This window comes from Pseudomonas sp. GW821-FHT02H09, assembly GCF_059421425.1.
This window is the reverse complement of sequence record NZ_JBWKVA010000007.1, coordinates 267,068-291,317: the sequence shown is the minus strand read 5'-3', so window position 1 is coordinate 291,317 and position 24,250 is coordinate 267,068. Positions and strand designations below refer to the sequence as shown.

Genomic DNA, 24,250 nt, shown 5'->3' with positions numbered 1-24,250 from the left:
ACTATTTCAGCCGTGAAACCGGTATCGGCTTCACGGCTGCAAAATAGTGGCACTATAATGGCGCCATAAATCCAACAGGTGACGCCCCCATGAGCCAGCCGAAATTTCTAGACACGCCGCTTTACACGTTGCTGCACAAAGACGACATCGAAGGTTTCAATAGAGAAAGGCCTAACGGCGGACCTATCGACATGCGTGGCGGTGATTTCCGCGGGCTCGACCTACGTGATCTGAACGCCGAAGGTATCGATTTCACTGACGCCTATTTCCGCTCAGCTGATTTGCGCGGCCTGGATTTGCGCAATTCTTCCATGGAAGGCGCGAGCCTGGCACATGCACAAATCTCTGGCGCTTACTTCCCACCAGAGCTGACAGCCGATGAGATTCTCATGTCGGTGAATTTCGGCACGCGCTTGCGCTACCGCACCAAGTAATTCACTCACCTGAAGTCCGGCGCCCCCTTACTATGCGCTGGACTGTGCATCGTGATTTCCACTGTCAACCAGCGTGCCCGCTCTCAACCTCCTTCCCACTGTGTTTACAGCCCTTTCTATAGCTCTCTGAACTCCCGGCTTAGAAGCTTTTCATCGAAACCTACCAAACAATCACGCTTTTCCTACTGACCGCTACACTCCTTTGAAGCTCGCCCACGCACCGCTCGGCCGTCGCAAGGAGGCTTGATGAATGATGAACTGCAGCACCTGAAAAACCTTGGCAAGACGTCGGCGCAATGGTTACACGCCGTGGGCATCCACAGCGCTTCTGACTTACGCCGCCTGGGGGCGGTGGATGCATATCGGGCCGTGCGAACCCGGGGGTTTCGTGCATCGAAGGTGTTGCTCTATGCAATCGAAGGCGCGCTGATGGACGTGCACTGGAACGACATCCCGGCAGAGCGCAAAGAGGCATTGAACAAACAGCTGGATGCCATATCGTCACGCCATAAGATTTGAGCGGGCAGGATTTTCATGTATTTACTCGGGAAGCAACCGGCCTGCGCCGACGTACTGATCGTTCGACTACAACGGATTCGAAATCCGTTGCTGAAGGACCTTATGCCATGCAGTGAGGTGCTCCGGTTTGAATCGACCGAAGACCTCTCGACGTCATTTCCGGGCAATCAAAGAAGTCATCCGCTTCTATTCGCTCAAAGAGAAGAGCTTGAAGCCCCTGCATATAGGCGATCAGAAAGAGCGCTTGGCTCAATTCACAGAAATGAGAAAACAGCTGTTGACACAGTAATGAGAATCGTTATGATTACCACAACTGGTCGCGAGATCAGTCGATAACCTGGAAGACCAGTGGTTCGGACTCTCAGCTTATCTCCTCATCAGGCTAATCACGGTTATTTGACCCGGCTTTTGCCGGGTCTTTTTTTACCTGTCGAAAAGTGGCCAAAATCCGCGCTGAACGGCTTTTCAATTCGCGCTACTGGATCAAGGGAGGATTCCTGGCCCGTCCGTGGGCACACCACAAGCCCCGGCGAAGCATTTGGGTGAGTTTTATGGCCAGTCAGGATTTTACTGACGCAACTGAGCGCAATAATCCCGTTCCGGCATGGCGGCGGTATACCAGACATAGTCCGCCGTTTCCGGAGCAACCTCGACACCTTCCTGTGCCAGCATCAATACGACCGTCCCGCTCGCCGCCCCAAGGTCAAGCAGATGGACCGGTACTCCAACATCCTTGCGCGCGTGGTAAGCACCGGCAAATAGCAGCGAGGGTATGGGGGCCGCCAGCAGGCGCTCAGCCATCCGCCGATCACGTTGCTGCTGGACAGCCAGCATCGCGGGCATTTGCGCTTCCGGTAGCAGACCACAATGAGATTCGCGTACTTGTGCCAGCAGTTCGTCCTTTACCAAAGCCGAGTTCGAACGAACACCACTCAACGCAGGCGCCTGAGTATATATTCGCCGTACTTCACTTCTGTCCAGATTGGCTGCCAACAACGGATAAGGCTGAGCCAGGGCAAAGCGCACGACAGGACCGTACAGCGTCCAGTCCCAACCGGATTGCCACGCCAACGCCCCAGGTAGATCGCCGGGCCAGCCAGACGCCTTCAACCCCATGCGGACCTTGTCGACGCGTGACTGCTGATCCGGCATCAACATCTCCAGAAGAAGACTGCCTTGAGCACGACGATCAGCCAACGCCTTTAACAACTGCAATTGCAGTGCATGGTGATCGGGATTGTCGTGCTGCTCACCGACGACGACCCGCGAAGCCTTGGCCAAGTGACCGACCAGTTCATCCACCGTCAGCACCTGTCCATTATTGAGATCACGGATCACACCGGCAGTTGGCTCTTTCGAACTGTTTGAAACCGGTGTGTCCGGCAATATCGCCGCGTTATGACATGCACCGAGGAGCATCAGAGCCAGTATCAGAATTGCGCGCATGCTCTCACTCCGAGGGTGCTCTTAACGGGCGATGATCAACGGGTGCCCGCGCTCCGGATGCTGCTGCACCAGCACATCCAGCCCAAAAACGGCTTTCAGGGGTTCCGGTCGCAGCACCCGCGCCGGGCTGTCCAGCACATGAGGGCGTCCGCCCTCAAGCAACAATAGACGATCACAATAGCGCGCTGCCAGGTTCAGATCATGCAGGATCACCAACACTGCCGCGCCGTGGTCGGCAAACTCGCGAATCGCCTGCAACGTGGTGTGTTGATGCAGCGGATCGAGCATCGACGTCGGCTCGTCGAGCAGCAGGGTTTGCCCGACTTGCCCCGGCCACAGCTGCGCCAGCACTCGCGCCAGGTGCACCCGTTGCCGCTCACCACCGGACAACGCCAGGTAACTGCGCCCGCTCAGATGTCCGGCGTCGGCTGCATGCAAGGCGGCGGCAATAATTTCGTCGTCGCGGACTCGACCGCTTTGGTGGGGCAAACGCCCCATACCGACCACCTCTTCGACCCGAAAGGCAAAATCCAATGTCGAGGTCTGTGGCAATACCGCCACGCGTTGTGCCCTTTGCGCACCATCCCAGTGTCCCAACTCACGCTCATCCAGCCAGACCTTTCCCTGAGCGGGACGCAACTCACCGCACAATGCACCGAGCAAGGTGCTCTTGCCCGCACCGTTCGGCCCGAGCACGCCGAGCACTTCGCCCGGTTTGAGCTCCAGGTTGATATCCGCCAACACCGTCTGCTTGCCGCGATGGATCTGCAGGTTTTCCGCTCGCAGCATCAGGCGCGCCCTCGTAACAACAAATACAGAAAAAACGGTGCACCGATAAACGCCGTGACTATCCCGATCGGTAGCTCGGCGGGCGCCAAGGCCAAACGCGCCACCAGATCGGCAAACAGCAGCAGACTCGCCCCCGCTAACACCGAGGCAGGCAACAAAACCCGGTGATCCGGCCCGACCAACAACCGCACCAGATGCGGCACCACCAACCCGACAAAGCCAATCATCCCGGCCGCCGCAACCGCCGCGCCGACTCCGAGCGCCGTGCAGAACACCAATTCACGCTTGAGCCTTTCAACGTCGATGCCCAAATGGCTGGCCTCCGATTCGCCCAGCAACAGTGCATTCAGCGCCTTGGCCCGACGCGGAAGCCACAGCGCCACCGCTGCGCTCACCAGCAGTAACGGCCACAGTCGCGAATAACTGGCGCCGTTAAGGCTGCCCAGATTCCAGAAAGCCAGCGTACGCAATGTGGCGTCATCCGCCAGATAAGTGAACAAACCGACTGCCGAGCCGGCCAGCGCGGTCAGGGCGATCCCCGCCAACAACATGGTCGCCACGCTGGTTTGACCATTACGACGGCCGAGGCGATAGACCAGCGCCGTCACCCCCAGCCCGCCGAGAAAGGCACACAGCGAAAGCAGGTAAGGACCTATCGCCTCAGGCAGCCCGCCAAGCGCCGCGCCACCAACAATCGCGATCGCAGCGCCCAACGCGGCACCACTGGATACGCCGACCAGCCCTGGGTCGGCCAACGGATTGCGGAATAAACCCTGCATCGCCACGCCGGACAACGCCAGTACCCCGCCCACTGCCAGGCCGAGCAACGTCCGTGGCAGACGGATCTGGCCGAGGATCAGTTCGGCCTGCTCCAGCCCCTCTGCCGGAATTGGCAACCCGCTCAAGCGCAATGCTGCGCGCAACGTATCCAGCAACGGCAAACTGACCGGCCCCAGCGCCAACGACAGCCAAATCGCCAATACACACAACAGGCTCAAGCTGATAAACAACGCTCGCGGCTTTACCAGAGTGCTCATAGGGCAGTTTTAGCCTTGGCTGATTCAATGGAATAGAAGCTGGCCGACAATTTCACCAGACTTTCCGGCAACCGTGGACCGAGACCGCCTACCAACAAGCTCGGATCGAGCTCAAACACTTGCCCGCCCTTGGCTGCACGGGTTGAGGCAAGGATCGGGTTCTCCTTGAACAGTGCGGCGCGCGCAGCTTCGCCGGTCAAGCTGCGGTCAGCGAAGACCAGTACTTCGGGATTCAGGCTGGCCAGGGACTCGACTGAAAAGGGTTTGTAGCCGCTATGAGTCGCCAGATTCTGGCCGCCGGCCTCCTGCAGCAACCAGTCAGCTGCCGTGTCCTTGCCGGCAACCAAGGGCTTGCCACCCGCATGCCCCAGTAACAACAGCACACCCGGTGCTTTTTGCCGGGTCTGCAGCTGGCTGATCCAGGCCCTCTGCTGTTCCAGTTGCTGCTGATAGTTCCGGAACAATTGCGCGGCCTTGTCTTCGGTGCCCAACAGCTTGCCCAGATGCTGCAAGTTACCCTGCAAGGTCGGCAAATCAGGTTGCGCCGAGAACAGCTCGACCTGCACGCCTGCGCTACGAATCTGCGACAGCGTCGGCGGTGGGCCCATTTCTTCGGTGCCGACGAGAATCTGCGGGCGCAAACTCAAAATGCCCTCAGCTGACAACTGCCGCTGATAACCGATACTGGGCAGTGCCTTGAGTGATTCCGGGTGCTGGCTTGTAGTATCTACACCAACCAGCTTCGACTCGCCCCCCAATGCGCTGACCCACTCCGACAACGCTCCACCGGCACTGACCCAACGTTGCGGCAATTGAGCCGCTACGGCGCCATTGGCAAGCAAAAGTCCGACACAGAACACAATAGCGCTGGAACTCAGGCGCATAAGAGGTTTTCCTTTGAGTGGCTGCCCCACTGGATTACGCGTCAATGTGACATGCCGAGGACCCTCGGCATCGTAATCAGCGAGTGCATGCACAACGAGCGAAGCGCGCATTTGATAATTGCTTGCATTTGAGCGTCAAGCACAGACATGTTTCGTCACATCACACCATGGCAGCCCGAGCATAGAGCCTTCGGCATTTGAGGATAGACATGAAGTTTCTTTGCACCCACGCCGAACTGGGCGATGCCAGCAGCCGCGGTTTTGATATCGACGGCCAGAAGCTGTTCGCCGTACGCCGTGACGGCCAGGTCTACGTCTATGTAAACCGCTGTCCGCACCGGGGCGTTGCGCTGGAATGGCAGCCCGATCAGTTTCTCGACCAGAGCGCCAGCTTGATCCAGTGCGCCACCCACGGCGCACTGTTCCTGATTGAAAGCGGTGAATGCATCGCTGGCCCTTGTGCCGGGCAATCCTTGACCACCGTCCCCTGCAAGGAAGATAGCCATGGGATCTGGGTGCAACTCTAGCCGTTCAGGATGACCTCCAGACGCCGGTCGATGCAAACCTCTTCTGCGCTCAGCCGCACGCCGTAAGCCAACACCTCGACCCCGGACGCAATCGCCTCACGCAGCGCCGCGGCATAACCCGGATCGATCTCCTCGGCCGGACGCACTGCCTCGATGCCGGTCAGGTTGACGCAATACAACTGCACCGCACGAATACCGTCCCGCGCCAGACAGGCCAACTCCCGCAGATGCTTGGCGCCGCGTACGGTCACGGCGTCGGGAAACGCGGCGATCGGTGAACCATTGAAGCCTAGCGTGACACTTTTGACCTCGACAAACGCCGGGCCACTTGGGTAATCCAGGCGGAAATCGATTCGGCTGTTTTCCTGACCGTAAGCCACTTCGCGCTTCAGCCCGGTGAAGCCATTGAGCTCAGCGATCAAACCGGCGCGCAAAGCCTCCTCGATCAAGCCATTGGCCCGTGCCGTATTGACGCACGCCAGCCGCCCCTGTGGGGTTTCGCTGATTTCCCAGGTACCGGGCAATTTGCGTTTAGGGTCATTGGAACGACTGAACCAGACCTGCCCGCCTTCCACCATGCAGTTCAACATCGAGCCGGTATTGGGGCAGTGAATGGTCAGCAACTCGCCGCCAATGGTTTCGATATCCGCCAAAAACCGTTTATAGCGACGTAGCAAACGACCTTCTTCGAGTGGAGGATGAAAGCGCATCAGCCTTGCCAGTTCCGCAAACCGCGAGCAATCCGCTCGACTGCTTCCTGCAAACGATCCAGGTTCTGGGTATAGGCAAAGCGCACGTGATGGCCGGCCTGATGACGGCCGAAGTCCAGCCCCGGCGTAAAGGCGACGTGCTCGGTTTCAAGGAAATGCCGGCAGAAAGCAAAGGCATCGCCACCAAACGCGCTGATATCCGCGTATAGGTAAAACGCACCTTCCGGTTCCACGGCAATACCGAACCCCAGCTCCCGCAGGGCTGGCAACAGGAAGTCACGACGACGGCCAAACTCGGCGCGCCGCTCTTCAAGAATGCTCAGCGTGTCGGGCTCGAAGCAGGCTAATGCGGCGTGCTGGGCCATGCTTGGTGCACTGATATAGAGATTCTGCGCAAGTTTTTCCAGTTCACCGATGGCCGCCTGCGGCGCCACCAACCAACCCAGGCGCCAGCCCGTCATGCCGAAATATTTCGAGAAACTATTGAGGACAAACGCGCTGTCATCGACTTCCAGCACGCTGGCCGCGTCAGTGCCATAGGTCAGACCGTGATAGATCTCGTCCACCACCAGATGACCGTTACGCGCCTTGATCGCAGCAGACAACCCGGCCAATTCGTCACGACTCAAAATGGTCCCGGTCGGATTGGCCGGTGAAGCCACCAGCGCACCGACGCTATCCTGATCCCAATGATGCTCGACCAGCTGCGGGGTGAGTTGATAACGCGTGTGCGGACCCACCGGCACCAGCTGCGCTGCACCTTCCACCAATCGCAGAAAGTGCCGGTTGCACGGGTAACCCGGGTCCGCCAGCAGCCAGTGTTTACCCGGATCGACCAGTAAACTGCTGGCCAGCAGCAGCGCACCCGAGCCACCGGGGGTGATCAGAATACGCTCGGGATCGATGTCCAGGCCGTAACGCTGCCGGTAAAAACCAGAGATGGCGGCTCGCAACTCCGGGATTCCACGGGCGGCGGTGTAACGGGTTTTCCCCGCTGTCAGCGCAGCCTGGCCAGCCTTGATAATCGGCTCAGCCGTGGTGAAGTCCGGCTCACCGATTTCCAGGTGAATGACATCGTGGCCGGCCGCCTGCAACTCATTGGCGCGTGCCAGCAACGCCATGACGTGGAAAGGTTCGATAGCGCGGCTGCGCGCACTGTAGGGCTGAGCCATTAGCCATTCCTTCAATGGGGAGCAAAAAACTGATTCTACCCAACGACTGGATCGAGGGAGAGCTTAAAGCAGTTTGAACCATCAGATCGCAAGATCAAACAACTCGAACGTCTGGCTCAAGTTTGACTAAAATCATTAATTGAGCAGGCTCCAGACCTACCAGGCCAGACTTTTCAACCTTTTGCAAACATCACGGACCGCAGGCTCGACAACCGGGAGTAGCGCGGCCCGTTTTGATCTGGTAAGTTCGCCCGCTTGCAGCCGCAGGGCCGGCAGGTGTCGGTATGGAACATTCCTGCGCAATGGATTACAAGAGTAGAGGCGGTCCATTCATGCCCACCCAAGCAAAGCAAAAGCAGAGCCAGTCGATCAGTGGCTTCGAACCCTACGTTGAAACCAAGGGTGAGGAGTACATGGGCGAGCCCATGCGCAAGCACTTCACCAAGATCCTGAACAAGTGGAAACAGGACTTGATGCAGGAAGTCGACCGCACTGTTGATCACATGAAAGACGAAGCGGCCAACTTCCCTGACCCGGCCGACCGTGCCAGTCAGGAAGAAGAATTCAGCCTTGAACTGCGTGCCCGCGATCGCGAGCGCAAGTTGATCAAGAAAATCGACAAGACCCTGCAGCTGATCGAAGACGAAGAGTACGGCTGGTGCGAGTCCTGCGGCGTCGAAATCGGCGTCAAGCGACTGGAAGCCCGCCCTACCGCCGACATGTGTGTCGATTGCAAAACGCTGGCGGAAATCAAGGAAAAGCAGGTCGGCAAGTAACAGTCGACTTGAACGAAGAACGGAGCGTGCAAACGCTCCGTTTTTGTTTCTGGCGCCTGAGCGCCCGCAGGAGCAGCCGGTCGACGCTCGATTGGTCCGGGCGGCGTTCCGACGATGTCGATTTCAAGGACACCATCGCCGGCAAGCCGTGCGCCTACCGGAACAGACAACGTAACATCGCACCCATGACTACCATTAAATCCCCCGCGTACATCGGGCGCTTCGCCCCCACTCCCAGTGGTTACCTGCACTTCGGCTCGCTGGTCGCTGCCCTGGCCTCGTACCTCGATGCCCGCTCGGTAGGCGGACACTGGTTGGTACGCATGGAGGATCTTGACCCACCACGGGAAGAACCCGGCGCCCAAGTTGCGATCCTTGCTGCTCTGGAGCACTACGGCTTCGAATGGGATGGCGAAATGGTCCGACAGAGTGACCGTCACGACGCTTACGCCGAAGTGCTCAATCGCCTGTTCAACCATGGTTTGGCCTACGCTTGCACCTGCTCACGCAAACAGCTTGAGCCCTATCACGGCGTCTATCCCGGCCTGTGTCGCAATGCTGGCCACGCCAGTGACAACGCCGCAATCCGCTTGCGGGTGCCCGAGCTTGAATACCATTTTGAAGATCGGGTGCAGGGAGAGTTTCGTCAACATCTGGGGCGCGACGTCGGTGACTTCGTCATTCGCCGCCGCGACGGGCTTTACGCCTATCAACTGGCCGTAGTGCTCGATGACGCCTGGCAAGGTGTGACGGATATTGTCCGCGGCGCCGACCTGCTGGACTCCACACCGCGTCAGCTGTACCTGCAAGAATTGCTGGGACTGCCGCAACCGCGCTACCTGCACGTGCCGCTGATAACACAACCGGACGGCCACAAGCTGGGAAAATCCTACCGTTCAGCACCGCTGGCCGACGATCAAGCCACGCCACTGTTACTCCGAGCACTGCGTGCCCTGGGCCAGAAACCCGCTAGCGAACTCGACTACGCCAGCCCCCGGGAAGTGCTGAACTGGGGCATTAAGCACTGGGATGCTTTGCAGATCCCGCGCACACTGACCCTGCCCGAAGCGCAAATACGCTGACGGCGCTTGCAGCTTGGCGCCCATCCGTTACCATCGCCGCACGTTTTCGGGCACGCGCACAATAAAGAGAGGCCAGGATGTACATCTATCGTTTGGTCCTGCTCCTGGTAGTCGGGATCTATCTGTTCTCCCCGGCCATCATGGATTGGTGGATCGACGCCACTGGCGCCTGGTATCGCCCTTATCTGCTCTGGCTGATTCTGATCGTCGTGACCTTCATCCTGCAGAGTCAAAAAGATGCCGATGAGCTTTAGCCTGACCCAGATGATCCTGATCAGCGCCGCCTACCTGGCGGTGCTGTTCGCAGTGGCCTGGATCAGTGAGCGCGGGATGATCCCGCGCTCGATCATTCGCCACCCACTGACCTACACCTTGTCGCTGGGTGTGTATGCCAGCGCTTGGGCGTTTTACGGCACGGTCGGCCTGGCCTATCAGTACGGCTATGGCTTTTTGTCCAGTTACCTCGGAGTTTCCGGGGCCTTCCTGCTGGCGCCAGTGTTGCTGTATCCGATTCTGAAAATCACCCGCACCTACCAGCTATCGTCGCTGGCCGACCTGTTCGCATTCCGTTTCCGCAGCACCTGGGCCGGCGCGTTGACGACGATTTTCATGCTGATCGGCGTCTTGCCATTGCTGGCGCTGCAGATTCAGGCAGTCGCCGACTCCATCAGCATCCTCACCCGCGAGCCGGTACAGCATCGCGTGGCCCTGAGTTTCTGTGCGCTGATCACCCTGTTCACGATCTTCTTCGGCTCCCGGCATATCGCTACCCGGGAAAAGCACGAAGGGCTGGTGTTCGCGATCGCTTTTGAGTCGGTGATCAAGCTGATCGCCATCGGCGGCGTCGGTCTGTATGCCCTGTACGGTGTGTTCGACGGTCCGCAACAGCTTGAGCTATGGCTGCTGCAAAACCAGACCGCCCTCGCCGCCTTGCACACACCTCTGCAAGAAGGCCCATGGCGCACGCTGTTGCTGGTTTTCTTCGCCTCGGCAATCGTCATGCCGCACATGTACCACATGACCTTCACCGAAAACCTCAACCCGCGCGCTTTAGTGAGCGCAAGCTGGGGCCTACCGCTTTTCCTGCTGCTGATGAGCCTGGCGGTGCCACTGATTCTCTGGGCCGGCCTGAAACTGGGTGCCACCACCCATCCGGAATACTTCACCCTGGGTGTCGGCATTGCCGCCAACAGCAAGGCACTGGCGCTATTGGCTTATGTCGGCGGGCTGTCGGCCGCCAGCGGGCTGATCATCGTCACCACCCTGGCGCTGTCCGGGATGGCCTTGAACCACCTGGTGCTGCCGCTCTATCAGCCGCCCGCCGAAGGCAACATCTATCGCTGGTTGAAGTGGACCCGCCGGGCGCTGATCGTCGCGATCATCATGGCCGGCTACGCGTTCTATCTATTGCTGGGAGCCGAGCAGGATCTGGCCAACCTCGGCATCGTCGCCTTCGTCGCGACGTTGCAATTCTTGCCCGGCGTGCTGTCGGTGCTGTATTGGCCTACGGCCAACCGCCGCGGCTTCATTGCCGGGTTGCTGGCGGGGACGCTGGTGTGGCTGGTGACGATGCTGTTGCCGTTGATCGGCAATCTGCAGGGCTTCTATATTCCGCTGCTGAACATGATCTACGTGCTGGATGACACCAGTTGGCACATGGCGGCCATCGCCTCGCTGGCCGCCAACGTGCTGATGTTCACCCTGATCTCGCTGTTCACCAATGCCAGCACCGAAGAAGCCAGCGCCGCTGAAGCCTGTGCAGTGGATAACGTCCGTCGCCCGCAACGCCGAGAACTTCACGCGGCCTCGCCACAGGAGTTCGCCACGCAACTGGCCAAACCGCTGGGGGCCAAAGCCGCACAGAAAGAAGTCGAACAGGCGTTGCGCGACCTTTATCTGCCCTTCGATGAGCGTCGTCCTTACGCCTTGCGCCGGTTGCGCGATCGTATCGAGGCCAACCTCTCCGGCTTGATGGGGCCGAGCGTGGCCCAGGATATGGTCGAGACTTTCCTGCCATACAAGGCCGGCGGTGAGAACTATGTCACTGAAGATATCCACTTCATCGAAAGCCGCCTCGAGGACTACCACTCGCGCCTGACCGGCCTGGCGGCCGAGCTCGACGCCTTGCGTCGATATCACAGACAAACCTTGCAGGAACTGCCGATGGGCGTCTGCTCGCTGGCCAAGGACCAGGAAATCCTCATGTGGAACAAAGCCATGGAAGAGCTGACCGGCATCGCCGCCCAGCGTGTGGTGGGTTCGCGTCTGAGCACTATTAACGATCCGTGGAAAGAATTGCTGCAAGGCTTCATCAACCTGCCGGACGAGCATTTGCACAAGCATCACCTGGCCCTCGACGGCCAGACCCGCTGGTTGAACCTGCACAAAGCCGCCATCGACGAGCCGCTGGCGCCCGGCAACAGCGGCCTGGTGCTGCTGGTCGAAGACCTGACCGAAACCCAGATGCTTGAGGACAAACTGGTGCATTCCGAGCGGCTGGCCAGCATCGGCCGACTGGCTGCCGGCGTGGCACATGAAATCGGCAACCCGATCACCGGTATCGCCTGCCTGGCGCAAAACCTGCGTGAAGAGCGCGAAGAAGACAGCGAACTGACCGAAATCAGCGGCCAGATCCTTGAACAGACCAAGCGCGTCTCACGCATCGTCCAGTCGCTGATGAGCTTCGCCCACGCTGGCAGCCATCAGCACAGCGACGAGCCCGTGTGCCTGGCCGAAGTGGCGCAGGACGCCATTGGCTTGCTGGCACTGAACCGACGCAACTTCGAAGTGCAATTTTTCAACCTGTGCGACCCCGAGCACTGGGTCGACGGCGACCCACAGCGGCTCGCCCAGGTACTGATCAACCTGCTGTCCAATGCCCGCGACGCCTCACCGGCCGGCAGTGCAGTACGGGTCAAAAGCGAAGCCGGCGAACACACGGTCGATTTGATCGTCGAAGACGAAGGCAGTGGTATCCCGAAGAACATCATGGACCGATTGTTCGAACCCTTCTTCACCACCAAGGATCCTGGTGAAGGCACCGGTCTGGGCCTTGCACTGGTCTATTCCATCGTTGAAGAGCATTATGGACAAATCACCATCGACAGCCCGGCTGACTCCGAAAGCCAACGCGGCACCCGTATCAGGGTGACCTTACCGCGTCATGTCGAAGCGACGTCCGCTGTGAACTGAGACCGTCGAGAGAATCGAATCAATGCCGCACATTTTGATCGTCGAAGACGAAACAATTATCCGCTCCGCCTTGCGCCGCCTGCTGGAACGTAACCAGTACCAGGTCAGCGAAGCCGGTTCCGTGCAGGAAGCACAAGAGCGTTTCAGCATTCCCACGTTTGACCTGATCGTCAGTGACCTGCGTCTACCGGGCGCACCTGGCACCGAGCTGATCAAGCTCGGCCAGGGCACTCCAGTGCTGATCATGACCAGCTACGCCAGCCTGCGCTCGGCAGTCGACTCGATGAAGATGGGCGCGGTGGACTACATCGCCAAGCCTTTCGATCACGACGAAATGCTTCAGGCCGTCGCACGCATTCTGCGTGACCGGCAATCGGCACAGAGCGCTGCGGGTGAACGTCCTGCCGGCAAAGCGGCCAATGGCGCAGAGAAAGCCGGTGTTGATAACAGCAACGGCGAAATCGGCATCATCGGTTCCTGTCCGCCCATGCAGGATCTTTACAGCAAGATCCGCAAAGTCTCGCCTACCGATTCCAATGTGCTGATCCAGGGTGAGTCCGGTACAGGTAAAGAGCTGGTCGCTCGTGCCCTGCACAACCTGTCCAGACGCGCCAAAGCGCCGATGATTTCGGTGAACTGTGCGGCCATTCCGGAAAGCCTGATCGAGTCCGAACTGTTCGGCCACGAGAAAGGCGCCTTTACTGGCGCCAGCGCTGGCCGTGCGGGCTTGGTCGAAGCCGCTGACGGCGGCACTTTGTTCCTCGATGAAATCGGCGAGTTGCCGCTGGAAGCTCAGGCTCGTTTGCTGCGCGTGTTGCAGGAAGGCGAAATCCGCCGGGTCGGCTCGGTGCAATCGCAGAAGGTCGACGTACGCCTGATCGCCGCGACTCACCGTGATCTCAAGAGTCTGGCCAAAATAGGCCAGTTCCGTGAGGACTTGTATTACCGTCTTCACGTAATTGCCCTGAAGTTGCCAGCCCTGCGTGAGCGTGGAGCCGACGTCAACGAAATCGCCAACGCCTTCCTCGCCCGGCAAAGCGCCCGGGTCAACCGCACTGACCTGAAGTTCGCCCCGGATGCCGAGCAAGCGATTCGTCATTACTCCTGGCCGGGTAACGTTCGTGAACTGGAAAATGCGGTCGAACGTGCGGTGATTCTGTGCGAGAGCCCACAGATTTCCGCCGAGCTACTGGGAATCGATATCGAGCTTAGCGACCTGGAAGATGACGATTTCATCGGTTTGGCGCCGCAACAGGGCAGCGCCAACAACACCAGCCACGAGCCCACGGAAGACTTGTCACTGGAGGACTACTTCCAGCATTTCGTCCTTGAGCATCAGGATCACATGACCGAGACCGAACTGGCCCGCAAGCTCGGGGTCAGCCGCAAATGCTTGTGGGAACGGCGCCAGCGCCTGGGTATTCCACGGCGCAAGACCGGGGTTGCCAGCGAGAGCTGAGTCCGCTCAGCCACACGGGTAACACCCTCATACGTAAAAAAACTGTTACCTAAGCTTTTTCACGTAACAAAAGCCGGGGCTTACGGTAACGAAGCCCCGGCTTTTTTATGCCCTGAAAAACCTCCACCTACCGGCTAACCCCTTGTTTTACTGAGCCTCTCAAAAGTTGGCACGACACCTGCTATATGCTTAGTACAAAAACAATAACAAGCAACGTAAAAGACAATAAAAATAAGACGAATCGGCTCACGCACAATAAAAACAACACGGCGGAGGCGCAGCTAACTGATTCTTTTGGAGAGGCGTTGTATTTGGGGCTTGCCCCGCAACCAGGCCGAGAACAACAAAAAACTGTCCTAAGACAGAGCCTGAACTGGTTGGATCACTGGATCATGCAACACAGCGACCAAAGCAATCCGTTTGCTCTTGGCTCCCGATTGGGAGGGTCACGAAGGCAAAACCTCGTGGCAAGGGCGATCAACAAAAACAAAAAGCCCAACACCAATAATAAAAATAGAGCATGCAACTACTTCTTGGGGAGCTTCGGCTCCCCTTGTAGTTTCTGCGATTCCTGACACCGCGATCAGAACCCGCCGCCTCAGCTCTTAAGAGTTATCCGTATCAGCGTGGCGCAGCTTCCTACACCATCCCCCGACTAAATGCTAGAATCCCCGCCCATCATGCGGTCATTCTTCGTTATGGCCGAACATTCCTTCAAACAGTGCATCCCATGCTGAAGAAGTTGTTCCAGTCATTCCGTTCTCCCTTGCGTCGTACGCAACACATTCGCAGCACGCCTGAAGTGCTCAACAGCAGCCAGCATTCGCTGCAACGCGCCCAGTTCAGCCGTTATGCGGTAAACATCGTCGAACGCCTGCAGAACGCCGGCTACCAGGCTTATCTGGTCGGCGGCTGTGTGCGCGACATGTTGCTTAACATCACCCCCAAAGACTTCGACGTTGCCACCAGCGCCACACCGGAACAGGTTCGCGCCGAATTTCGTAATGCGCGGATCATCGGCCGTCGCTTCAAACTGGTGCACATCCACTTTGGCCGCGAAATCATTGAAGTCGCGACCTTCCGCGCCAATCACCCGCAAAACGACGACGAGGAAGACAGTAACCAGTCCTCTCGTAACGAAAGCGGGCGCATACTGCGGGACAACGTCTATGGCACACTGGAAGAAGACGCTCAACGTCGCGACTTCACCATCAATGCCCTGTATTACGATCCGGTCAGCGAACGCATTCTCGACTACGCCAACGGCGTACACGACATCCGCAACCACCTGATCCGTCTGATCGGCGATCCACGACAACGTTACCAGGAAGATCCGGTACGGATGCTGCGGGCCGTGCGTTTCGCCGCAAAACTGGACTTTGGCATCGAGAAGCACAGCGCCGCGCCTATTCGTGAGCTCGCGCCGATGCTGCGGGAAATCCCGTCGGCCCGACTGTTCGAAGAAGTGCTCAAGCTGTTCCTCTCCGGGCATGCCGCCGACACCTTCGAAATGCTGGTGGACCTTCAGCTGTTCGATCCATTGTTCCCGGCCAGCGCCGAAGCACTGGAACACAACCCGACGTACACCCACACCCTGATCAGCGAAGCCTTGATCAACACCGACCTGCGCATCAAGCAGAACAAGCCGGTCACCCCAGCGTTCCTGTTCGCCGCCCTGCTCTGGCCTGCCCTGCCGGCCCGCGTGCTGCGTCTGCAGGACCGTGGCATGCCGCCGATTCCGGCGATGCAGGAAGCCGCTCACGAGCTGATCAGCGAGCAGTGCCAGCGCATCGCGATTCCGAAACGCTTCACCATGCCGATCCGCGAGATCTGGGACATGCAGGAACGCCTGCCTCGGCGCAGCGGCAAACGGGCCGATCTACTGCTGGACAACCCGCGCTTCCGTGCCGGTTACGACTTCTTGCTGCTGCGCGAAAGTGCCGGCGAACAGACCCATGGCCTGGGCGATTGGTGGACCGATTATCAGGACGGCAACGACAGCGAGCGCCGCGACATGATCCGCGACCTCAGCAGCAAGGACGATAGCGCCAGCGGTGCCCCGCGCAAACGGCGCCGCAGCGGTGCCAGCAAGCGCAAGCGCAGTGCCACTGCCGGTACACCGAGCGCGTCGGGCGAGTAAGTTCATGGAACGCATCTACATAGGTATGGGCAGCAACCTGGCAGCCCCGGTGGAGCAATTGCGTAACGCCGTCGATGCGTTGGCGCAGTTGCCGCAGTCCGAACTGGTCGGCGTGTCAGCCTTCTTCCAGAGCGACTCTCTGCTCCCCGGTCAACCGCGTTACACCAACGCCGTGGCCGCGCTGGACTGCAGACTCGCGCCACTGGAGCTGCTCGATGCGCTGCAAGCCATCGAAAACGATCAGGGCCGCGAGCGCAATGAACGCTGGGGACCACGCACGCTGGACCTGGACATCCTGCTGTTCGGTAACCGACTGATCGACGAACCGCGCCTTAAAGTCCCCCACTACCACATGCAGGCCCGAGCCTTCGTGCTCTACCCCTTGGCCGAACTGGCCCCCTCAGGCCTGCAACTGGCTGATGGCCGACTTCTCAGCGAATTGCTCGCCAACTGTCCATTTATCGGACTCGAACGTCTGGCGCAGGTTTGATTTTTTGCAGGCGCGAGGTGCTGAATCGCATCAGTAACGTCGGTAACACCATCGCCGTAACAATGCGGTAACACACACAATTGACTTCCAGAGTTCTCCTCACGACTATAGGCGTCCCGCTGCCGCCAACCCGGCGCTAAAGGGCGCAATCCAGGCCATATAAGCACCACGAAAGAGGGTGCGCCTGTATAAATGATGAATCACGCGCGTTACTCGCAGTAGTTTCCACAGCGCCTGAATGAGGACTTTTTTCATGCCAGACATCACCCTGACCACCCTGCAAAGCCTCAAGCAAAAAGGTGAAAAAATCACCATGCTGACTTGCTATGACGCAACCTTCGCCCACGCCTGCTGCCAGGCTGGCGTCGAAGTGCTGCTGGTGGGCGATTCCCTCGGCATGGTGTTGCAAGGGCATGACAGCACACTGCCAGTGACCACCGCTGAGATGGCATACCACGTTGCAGCCGTCAAACGCGGTAACACCGGAGCACTGATCCTCGCGGACCTGCCGTTCATGGCCTACGCGACCACCGAACAGGCCCTGACCAACAGCGCACAGCTGATGCAGGCCGGGGCCCATATGGTCAAGGTCGAAGGTGCAGTCTGGCTGGCGGAGTCGATCCGCCTGCTGGCTGAGCGCGGCGTACCGGTATGTGCACACATGGGGTTGACGCCGCAGTCGGTGAACATCCTCGGTGGCTATAAAGTCCAGGGCCGCAATGAGAACCAGGCCCGGCAGATGCGCGCCGACGCCATTGCCCTGGAGCAGGCGGGTGCCGCCATGTTGCTGCTTGAGTGTGTACCGAGCGAACTGGCACAAGAGATCACCCAGGCAGTGAGGATTCCGGTAATCGGGATCGGCGCCGGTAGCGCCACCGACGGCCAGGTGCTGGTTCTGCACGACATGCTCGGCCTGTCCCTCACTGGCCGTGCACCGAAGTTCGTGAAGAACTTCATGGCGGGTCAAGATAACATTCAGGCGGCCTTGAACGCATACGTCACTGAAGTCAAAGCCGTAACTTTCCCTGGCGCTGAACACGGATTCTCTGCATGAACACTGTCAAGACCGTGCGCGAGTTGCGCGCCGCTGTAGCCCGCGCCCGCAGCGAAGGCAAGCGTATCGGCTTCGTGCCGACCATGGGCAACCTGCACAGCGGCCATGTGGCGCTGGTGACCAAGGCGGCCCAGCGAGTGGATTTCGTGGTGGCGAGCATTTTCGTCAACCCGCTGCAATTCGGCGCGGGTGAAGACCTCGACAAGTACCCGCGGACCCTGGCCGCCGATCAGGAGAAACTGCTCCAGGCCGGCTGCCATCTGCTATTTGCCCCAGGCGTTGAAGAAATGTACCCGGACGGCATGGCCGGCCAGACTCGGGTCAGCGTCCCGCAACTGTCCGAAGGTCTGTGCGGCGCCAGCCGTCCCGGTCATTTCGAGGGTGTGGCGACGGTGGTCTGCAAGTTGTTCAATATGGTCCAGCCAGATCTGGCGATCTTCGGCCAGAAAGACTTCCAGCAACTGGCGGTCATTCGCGCCCTGGTCCACGACCTGAACCTGCCGATCCAGATTATTGGCGAGCCGACTGTCCGCGCCGCTGATGGTCTGGCGCTATCCTCGCGCAACGGCTACCTCACTGAGGAACAACGCGCCATCGCACCGGCCTTGTACCGCAGCCTGAGCCAGATTGCCGAAGCCATCGAACAAGGCGAGCGCAATTACCCCAAGCTCCTGTCAATGCATAACCAAAAGCTCGAAGCGGCCGGCTTTCGCCCCGACTACCTGGAAATCCGCCAGGCACTGAGCCTGCGTCCGGCCACCGCGGATGACCGCGACCTGGTGATCCTCGCCGCAGCCTATCTGGGCGCCACCCGGCTGATCGACAACCTGCATTTGAACCTCGACGCGTAAAAGAAAGCGGCTCCGCCACATACTTGTGGGAGCGGGCCGGGCGACGTTCGCTTGCTCGCGATGACGGCTTAACATTCAACAAAGATGTTGACTGCCAGACCGCTATCGCGAGCAAGCGAACGTCGCCCGGCCCTTCCCACATATTGCCCGCCTCAAAGGCTTCGGGCAAACTCCCCGCCGTTCGGATCTGACCAAGGAAACATTCATGCACGCCATCATGCTCAAAGCCAAGTTGCATCGCGCCGAAGTCACCCATGCTGTGCTCGACTACGAAGGCTCTTGCGCCATCGATGGCGAATGGCTGGACTTGTCCGGAATCCGCGAGTACGAACAGATCCAGATCTACAACGTCGACAACGGCGAGCGCTTCACCACTTATGCGATCCGTGGCGAAGAAGGCTCACGCATGATTTCGGTCAACGGCGCCGCAGCACACAAAGCCAAGGTCGGTGATCGGGTAATCATCTGCGCCTATGCCCACTACAGCGAAGCTGAACTGCTCAACTTCAAGCCGCGCATGCTCTACATGGCGCCGGGCAATGAACTGAGCCACACCAGCAATGCCATCCCGGTTCAGGTCGCCTGACCAACCGCGCATTTCTCCACACTGAAAGCCTGGCGGTCATGTCCGCCGGTCGCGATGTTATAAAAAAGTACCGTTCACCGGTCAGACAAAGCCAAGACAGATCAAGACGCGAGGTTTACTGTATTCGCCCTGCGCTTTTCAATCGTGTTAACGCAGGTTGACTGGACATTGTCTTGTGACTGAGCAGGACATTCCGGGCTTTTTAGTGTCCAAAAGGCAGTTCAAGTAAAAGGAAACCCGCTGCGATGGCGTACTACCGCACTCCTCACGACGTTACCGCTCTGCCCGCCTGGCAAGCGTTGAATCAACACCGCGAAGCCATGCAGGATTTCAGCATGCGCGAAGCGTTCAATGCCGACCCCCAGCGCTTCAATGAATTCACCTTGAGCGGCTGTGGGCTTTTTCTCGATTACTCGAAAAACCTGATCAACAAAGAAACCCGCGACCTGCTGGTGGGCCTGGGTAACGAAGCCGGTCTGCAGGACGCGATCAAGGCGCTGTTCGCTGGCGAGCTGGTCAACTCTTCTGAAGGCCGCCCTGCCCTGCACACCGCACTGCGCCGCCCGGTAGGCGACAAGCTGTCGGTGAACGGCGTCAACGTGATGCCGGAAGTGCACAAGGTTCTGAACCAGATCACTGAGTTGGTCGGCCGGATCCACGACGGTCTGTGGCGCGGTTACACCGAGAAGCCGATCACCGACGTGGTGAACATTGGTATCGGTGGCTCGTTCCTCGGTCCGGAGCTGGTCTCCGAAGCGCTACTGTCCTACGCCCAGAAAGGCGTGCGCTGCCATTACCTGGCGAACATCGACGGCAGCGAGTTCCACGAGCTGTCGGCGAAGATTCGTGCAGAGACCACGCTGTTCATCGTTTCCTCGAAATCCTTCAACACCCTGGAAACCCTGAAAAACGCTCAGGCCGCTCGTGCCTGGTATCTGGCCCAGGGTGGCTCTGAAGCCGAACTGTATCGTCACTTCATCGCAGTCTCCAGCAACAATGCCGCCGCCGTGGCGTTCGGTATTCGCGAAGAGAACATCTTCCCGATGTGGGACTGGGTTGGCGGGCGTTACTCGCTGTGGTCGGCCATCGGCTTGCCGATCGCCCTGGCCATCGGCATGTCCAACTTCAAGGAGTTGCTGTCCGGCGCCTACACCATGGACCAGCACTTCCAGAGCGCGCCATTCGAAAAGAACATGCCGGTGCTGCTGGCGTTGCTCGGCGTCTGGTACGGCAATTTCTGGGGCGCGCAAAGCCACGCGATCCTGCCGTACGACCACTACCTGCGCAACATCACCAAGCACTTGCAGCAACTGGACATGGAATCCAACGGCAAGAGCGTGCGCCAGGACGGAACACCGGTGTCCACCGACACCGGCCCGGTCATCTGGGGTGGCGTAGGTTGCAACGGTCAGCATGCATACCATCAGTTGCTGCACCAGGGCACCCAGTTGATTCCGGCCGACTTCATCGTGCCGATCGTCAGCTTCAACCCGGTGGCCGACCATCACCAATGGCTGTACGCCAACTGCCTGTCGCAAAGCCAGGCGCTGATGCTCGGCAAGACTCGCGCCGAGGCCGAAGCCGAACTGCGTGACAAGGGCATGAGCGAGGACGAGGTGCAGAAGCTTGCGCCGCACAAGGTGATCCCGGGCAACCGTCCAAGCAACACGCTGGTCGTCGAACGCATCAGCCCGCGTCGCCTCGGCGCACTGGTGGCAATGTACGAACACAAAGTCTTCGTGCAAAGCGTGATCTGGGGCATCAACGCCTTCGACCAATGGGGTGTGGAGCTGGGTAAAGAGCTGGGCAAAGGCGTCTACAACCGTCTGGTCGGCAGCGAAGAAACCCTGGCCGAAGACGCATCCACCCAGGGCCTGATCAACTACTTCCGCGGTCGTCACCGCGGGTAATCTGAAACTTGCTCCCGTAGGAGCCGAGCTTGCTCGCGATGCAGACGCCGCGGTGTATCAGGTACACCGCGTTATCGTTCATCGCGAGCAAGCTCGGCTCCTACAGAGTCGCTTCTTCCCCCTCTTGAACCCACCTGCTACTCGGCGCATCTTTATCACTTGTCGCAAAACAAGAATAAGGAACCGTCATGTTCGATATCAGCACTTTCCCCAAAGCCGATGCCGTCCGCCGGGCTGCGCAACTGAGTCAGGACGACTACCAGCGCCTGTACCGCCAATCCATCGAGCAACCCGACATCTTCTGGGCTGATCAGGCCAAGCGTTTCCTCGACTGGTCAACACCGTGGCAAAGCGTTCACCACGCGGATCTGAAAACCGGCGCGGCGAGCTGGTTCGCGGGCGGCCAACTGAACGTCAGTTACAACTGCATCGACCGCCATCTTGAACAGCGCGGCGACCAGATCGCGATCATCTGGGAAGGCGACGACCCCGCCGAATCGGCGCAGATCACCTATAAAAAACTTCATCACAACGTCTGCCGCCTGGCCAACGTACTGAAAAGTCGTGGCGTTAAAAAAGGCGACCGGGTCTGTATCTACATGCCGATGATTCCCGAAGCCGCCTACGCCATGCTCGCCTGCACACGCATTGGCGCGGTGCACTCGGTGGTCTTCGGTGGTTTTTCCCCGGACGCCCTGCGTGACCGGATTCTCGACGCCGACTGTCGCACTGTGATCACCGCCGATGAAGGCGTGCGCGGCAGTAAGCTTGTCCCACTGAAAAAGAACGTCGACAAAGCCCTGCTCAGCTGTCCGGACGTCAGCACGGTGCTAGTGGTCGAGCACACCCAAAGTGAGGTCAACTGGGTCGAAGGCCGTGACCTCTGGTATCACCAGGCCCTGCGCAGCATGAGTGACGACTGCCCCCCCGAACCAATGGGCGCTGAAGACCCACTGTTCATCCTTTACACCTCTGGCAGCACCGGCAAACCCAAAGGTGTACTGCACACCACTGGCGGCTACCTGCTGCAAGCGGCGATGACCTTCAAGTACGTGTTCGACTACCGTGACGGCGAAGTCTTCTGGTGCACCGCCGATGTCGGCTGGGTCACCGGCCACAGCTACATCGTCTACGGGCCGTTGGCCAATGGCGCGACCACACTGATCTTCGAGGGCGTGCCGAACTACCCGACCAGCTCGCGGTTCTGGCAGGTCATCGACAAACATCACGTCAACATCTTCTACACTGCGCCCACCGCATTGCGCGCGCTGATGCGTGAAGGCACAGAGCCGTTGCAAGAGACATCGCGCAGCAGCCTGCGGTTGTTGGGCACTGTCGGTGAACCCATCAACCCGGAAGCCTGGGAATGGTATTTCAATGCCGTCGGCGAGCAACGGTGTCCGATCGTCGATACCTGGTGGCAGACCGAAACCGGCGGCATCATGCTCAGCCCGCTGGTCAGCACCCGCCGAATCAAACCCGGCTGCGCCACCCAGCCAATGTTCGGCGTACAACCGGTGTTGCTGGACGAACAAGGCAAGGAAATCAGCGGCGCCGGTAGCGGCATACTGGTGATCAAGGCCAGCTGGCCGGCGCAGATCCGCAGCGTCTACGGCGACCCGAAACGCATGCTTGAAACCTACTTCAAACCCTACCCGGGCTATTACTTCACTGGCGACGGCGCCCGTCGCGACGACGACGGCGATTACTGGATCACCGGGCGTATCGATGACGTGATCAACGTGTCCGGGCACCGCATCGGCACCGCTGAAGTAGAAAGCGCGCTGGTTCTGCACGACAGCATCGCCGAGGCCGCAGTCGTCGGTTACCCCCACGACGTCAAAGGCCAGGGGATCTATGCCTTTGTCACACCGATGAATGGCATCGAACCCAGTGACGCACTGAAGAAAGAACTACTGGCGCATGTCAGCAAAGAAATCGGCAGCTTCGCCAAACCGGATTTGATCCAGTGGGCACCGGCCTTGCCGAAAACCCGTTCGGGCAAGATCATGCGACGGATTCTGCGCAAGATTGCCTGCAATGAACTGGACAGCCTGGGCGATACTTCGACCCTGGCCGACCCGAGCGTGGTCGAGGGTCTGATCGACAAACGCCTGAACCAATAAACCTGCGCGGCCAACGCCGCGCCTTGCTTAGCGCTGTAACAACCGAGCAGTCATGGAATTCATTCGTAGTCGTATCGAAACCCAGATCATGAGCCTGAGCGGCCTGTCCCTCGGCAAGCTTGATCTGGAGAACCCCAAGGGCGATCCCGGTCTGTTCGGCCCGGATTCGGTCAGTTGGCAAGTGCATGGTGACTTCAGCAGCATGTTGATCGGCGGCATCAGCGCCTTGATGCTGCAAGCCCTGCATCCACTGGCGCTGGCCGGGGTCTGGGATCACTCGAACTTCCGTGAGGACATGCTCGGCCGACTGCGCCGTACCGGGCAGTTTATTTCCGGCACTACCTTCGGCTCTCGACAGGACGCCGAGTGGCTGATCGACAAGGTTCGCACCATCCACCTGCAAGTGGTCGGCACCGCGCCCGATGGCCAGCCTTATGCGGCCAGCGACCCGCAGCTGCTGACCTGGGTGCACGTGGCTGAGGTGAGCAACTTCCTCACCGCTCACCTGCGCTACCGCAACCCGAATCTGTCGCCGGCCGATCAGGATCGTTACTACGCGGAAATCGCCGTGGTCGCCGAGCGCCTTGGTGCCCAGGATGTACCGCGTTCACGCCAGGAAATTGCCGACTACCTTGTACGAATCCGCCCACAGTTGGTGTGCGATGAGCGCAGCCACGAAGTGCTGCGCCTACTGCTGGACGCCCCGGCACCGAGCCGTTTGGCCAAGCCCTTCGGTGCGCTGATGATGCAGGCCGGTATCGATTTGTTACCAGACTGGGCGAGCGACATGCTGGGTGTCAGCCAAGGCTCGCTGCAACGCCAATTGATCCGCGCCAGCGTCAACCGCAGTGCGCCGTTGCTGCGCTGGGCGGTGCGCAACGGCTCGGTGCATCGTGCCCGGCGCCGCATGGGTTTGCAGACCTGAGACGGCATGAACAAAACGCGACCGGCCGGTTCGCGATTGGAACCGCTCAGGTTTTGTGTGCAACCATGCGGTCTTGATCGTCAACGCCTCAGGCACGAGCTCCCCGCTTCACAAGGTCGGCCGCGAACCGAGGTGACATCC

At 59.4% G+C, this 24,250-nt stretch carries 22 protein-coding genes; 16 read left to right on the top strand and 6 right to left on the bottom strand.

Annotated elements, in window-relative coordinates; translation table 11 throughout:
- Positions 1–89 precede the first annotated feature (89 nt).
- Together AC07VR_RS12210 and AC07VR_RS12205 are read left to right on the top strand one after the other, a co-directional pair.
- A complete protein-coding gene (locus AC07VR_RS12210) occupies positions 90–434 on the top strand; it encodes a pentapeptide repeat-containing protein (RefSeq protein ID WP_495011337.1) in 345 nt (114 codons plus the stop codon).
- Positions 435–680: 246 nt separating this feature from the next.
- Positions 681–953, top strand: coding sequence for a TfoX/Sxy family protein (locus AC07VR_RS12205; RefSeq protein ID WP_007902045.1), 273 nt, complete (start codon positions 681–683; stop codon positions 951–953).
- A 567-nt stretch (positions 954–1,520) separates the two neighbouring features.
- Here the strand turns inward: AC07VR_RS12205 and AC07VR_RS12200 are convergent.
- The 4 genes from AC07VR_RS12200 to AC07VR_RS12185 are packed head-to-tail and all read right to left on the bottom strand — an operon-like array spanning position 1,521 to position 5,109.
- Complete coding sequence (locus AC07VR_RS12200; protein ID WP_495011336.1) at positions 1,521–2,399, bottom strand: ChaN family lipoprotein; 879 nt, start codon at positions 2,397–2,399, stop codon at positions 1,521–1,523.
- Between the two features lie 21 nt (positions 2,400–2,420).
- Positions 2,421–3,188 (bottom strand): heme ABC transporter ATP-binding protein, encoded by a 768-nt coding sequence (locus AC07VR_RS12195; protein WP_495011335.1) that lies wholly within the window; start codon positions 3,186–3,188, stop codon positions 2,421–2,423.
- The gene (locus AC07VR_RS12190; protein ID WP_494995680.1) at positions 3,188–4,225 is read right to left on the bottom strand and encodes a FecCD family ABC transporter permease; all 1,038 of its coding nucleotides are present in this window, start codon (positions 4,223–4,225) and stop codon (positions 3,188–3,190) included. Before AC07VR_RS12190 ends, AC07VR_RS12195 begins: the two co-directional genes overlap by 1 nt.
- Positions 4,222–5,109 (bottom strand): heme/hemin ABC transporter substrate-binding protein, encoded by an 888-nt coding sequence (locus AC07VR_RS12185; RefSeq protein ID WP_495011334.1) that lies wholly within the window; start codon positions 5,107–5,109, stop codon positions 4,222–4,224. The genes AC07VR_RS12190 and AC07VR_RS12185 overlap by 4 nt, the downstream gene beginning before the upstream one ends.
- Before the next feature lie 209 nt (positions 5,110–5,318).
- Between AC07VR_RS12185 and AC07VR_RS12180 the strand changes: the two genes are divergently transcribed.
- Positions 5,319–5,636 (top strand): Rieske (2Fe-2S) protein, encoded by a 318-nt coding sequence (locus tag AC07VR_RS12180; RefSeq protein WP_494995678.1) that lies wholly within the window; start codon positions 5,319–5,321, stop codon positions 5,634–5,636.
- On the opposite strand, the gene sfsA is transcribed toward AC07VR_RS12180, so the two are convergent.
- Positions 5,633–6,346 (bottom strand): DNA/RNA nuclease SfsA, encoded by a 714-nt coding sequence (gene sfsA, locus AC07VR_RS12175; protein ID WP_495011333.1) that lies wholly within the window; start codon positions 6,344–6,346, stop codon positions 5,633–5,635. The two genes, AC07VR_RS12180 and sfsA, sit on opposite strands and share 4 nt — an antisense overlap.
- Positions 6,346–7,518, bottom strand: a complete 1,173-nt coding sequence (locus AC07VR_RS12170) for a pyridoxal phosphate-dependent aminotransferase (RefSeq protein ID WP_494995676.1) — start codon at positions 7,516–7,518, stop codon at positions 6,346–6,348. Before AC07VR_RS12170 ends, sfsA begins: the two co-directional genes overlap by 1 nt.
- A 332-nt stretch (positions 7,519–7,850) precedes the next feature.
- Here AC07VR_RS12170 and dksA point away from each other — a divergent pair, with 332 nt between their 5' ends.
- From dksA to AC07VR_RS12105, 13 genes are all read left to right on the top strand, one after another.
- Positions 7,851–8,294, top strand: coding sequence for an RNA polymerase-binding protein DksA (dksA, locus tag AC07VR_RS12165; protein ID WP_494995675.1), 444 nt, complete (start codon positions 7,851–7,853; stop codon positions 8,292–8,294).
- Positions 8,295–8,479: 185 nt separating this feature from the next.
- Positions 8,480–9,376, top strand: a complete 897-nt coding sequence (gene gluQRS / locus AC07VR_RS12160) for a tRNA glutamyl-Q(34) synthetase GluQRS (protein WP_494995674.1) — start codon at positions 8,480–8,482, stop codon at positions 9,374–9,376.
- A 77-nt stretch (positions 9,377–9,453) separates the two neighbouring features.
- On the top strand, positions 9,454–9,630 hold the full coding sequence (locus AC07VR_RS12155) for a hypothetical protein (protein ID WP_003176118.1): 177 nt from the start codon (positions 9,454–9,456) through the stop codon (positions 9,628–9,630).
- A complete protein-coding gene (locus AC07VR_RS12150) occupies positions 9,614–12,568 on the top strand; it encodes a sensor histidine kinase (protein WP_494995673.1) in 2,955 nt (984 codons plus the stop codon). The genes AC07VR_RS12155 and AC07VR_RS12150 overlap by 17 nt, the downstream gene beginning before the upstream one ends.
- A 22-nt stretch (positions 12,569–12,590) precedes the next feature.
- Positions 12,591–14,027 carry a sigma-54-dependent transcriptional regulator gene (locus AC07VR_RS12145; protein ID WP_494995672.1) on the top strand — a complete coding sequence of 479 codons (1,437 nt, stop codon included), beginning with the start codon at positions 12,591–12,593 and terminating at the stop codon, positions 14,025–14,027.
- A gap of 730 nt (positions 14,028–14,757) precedes the next feature.
- Positions 14,758–16,167, top strand: a complete 1,410-nt coding sequence (locus AC07VR_RS12140; RefSeq protein WP_494995670.1) for a polynucleotide adenylyltransferase PcnB — start codon at positions 14,758–14,760, stop codon at positions 16,165–16,167.
- 4 nt (positions 16,168–16,171) lie between these two features.
- Entirely contained in the window at positions 16,172–16,657 is a 486-nt protein-coding gene (gene folK, locus AC07VR_RS12135) for a 2-amino-4-hydroxy-6-hydroxymethyldihydropteridine diphosphokinase (protein WP_495011332.1), read from the top strand.
- A gap of 253 nt (positions 16,658–16,910) precedes the next feature.
- Positions 16,911–17,711 (top strand): 3-methyl-2-oxobutanoate hydroxymethyltransferase, encoded by an 801-nt coding sequence (panB, locus tag AC07VR_RS12130; protein ID WP_494995668.1) that lies wholly within the window; start codon positions 16,911–16,913, stop codon positions 17,709–17,711.
- Entirely contained in the window at positions 17,708–18,562 is an 855-nt protein-coding gene (gene panC, locus AC07VR_RS12125; protein WP_495011331.1) for a pantoate--beta-alanine ligase, read from the top strand. The genes panB and panC overlap by 4 nt, the downstream gene beginning before the upstream one ends.
- A 205-nt stretch (positions 18,563–18,767) precedes the next feature.
- Positions 18,768–19,148 carry an aspartate 1-decarboxylase gene (gene panD / locus AC07VR_RS12120; protein ID WP_003228271.1) on the top strand — a complete coding sequence of 127 codons (381 nt, stop codon included), beginning with the start codon at positions 18,768–18,770 and terminating at the stop codon, positions 19,146–19,148.
- A 245-nt stretch (positions 19,149–19,393) separates the two neighbouring features.
- The gene (gene pgi, locus AC07VR_RS12115; protein ID WP_494995666.1) at positions 19,394–21,058 is read left to right on the top strand and encodes a glucose-6-phosphate isomerase; all 1,665 of its coding nucleotides are present in this window, start codon (positions 19,394–19,396) and stop codon (positions 21,056–21,058) included.
- 188 nt (positions 21,059–21,246) lie between these two features.
- The gene (gene acs / locus AC07VR_RS12110) at positions 21,247–23,184 is read left to right on the top strand and encodes an acetate--CoA ligase (protein WP_495011330.1); all 1,938 of its coding nucleotides are present in this window, start codon (positions 21,247–21,249) and stop codon (positions 23,182–23,184) included.
- 52 nt (positions 23,185–23,236) lie between these two features.
- Positions 23,237–24,109: an oxygenase MpaB family protein gene (locus AC07VR_RS12105; protein ID WP_494995664.1), complete on the top strand. Its 873-nt coding sequence runs from the start codon at positions 23,237–23,239 to the stop codon at positions 24,107–24,109.
- The last annotated feature ends 141 nt before the right edge of the window (positions 24,110–24,250 follow it).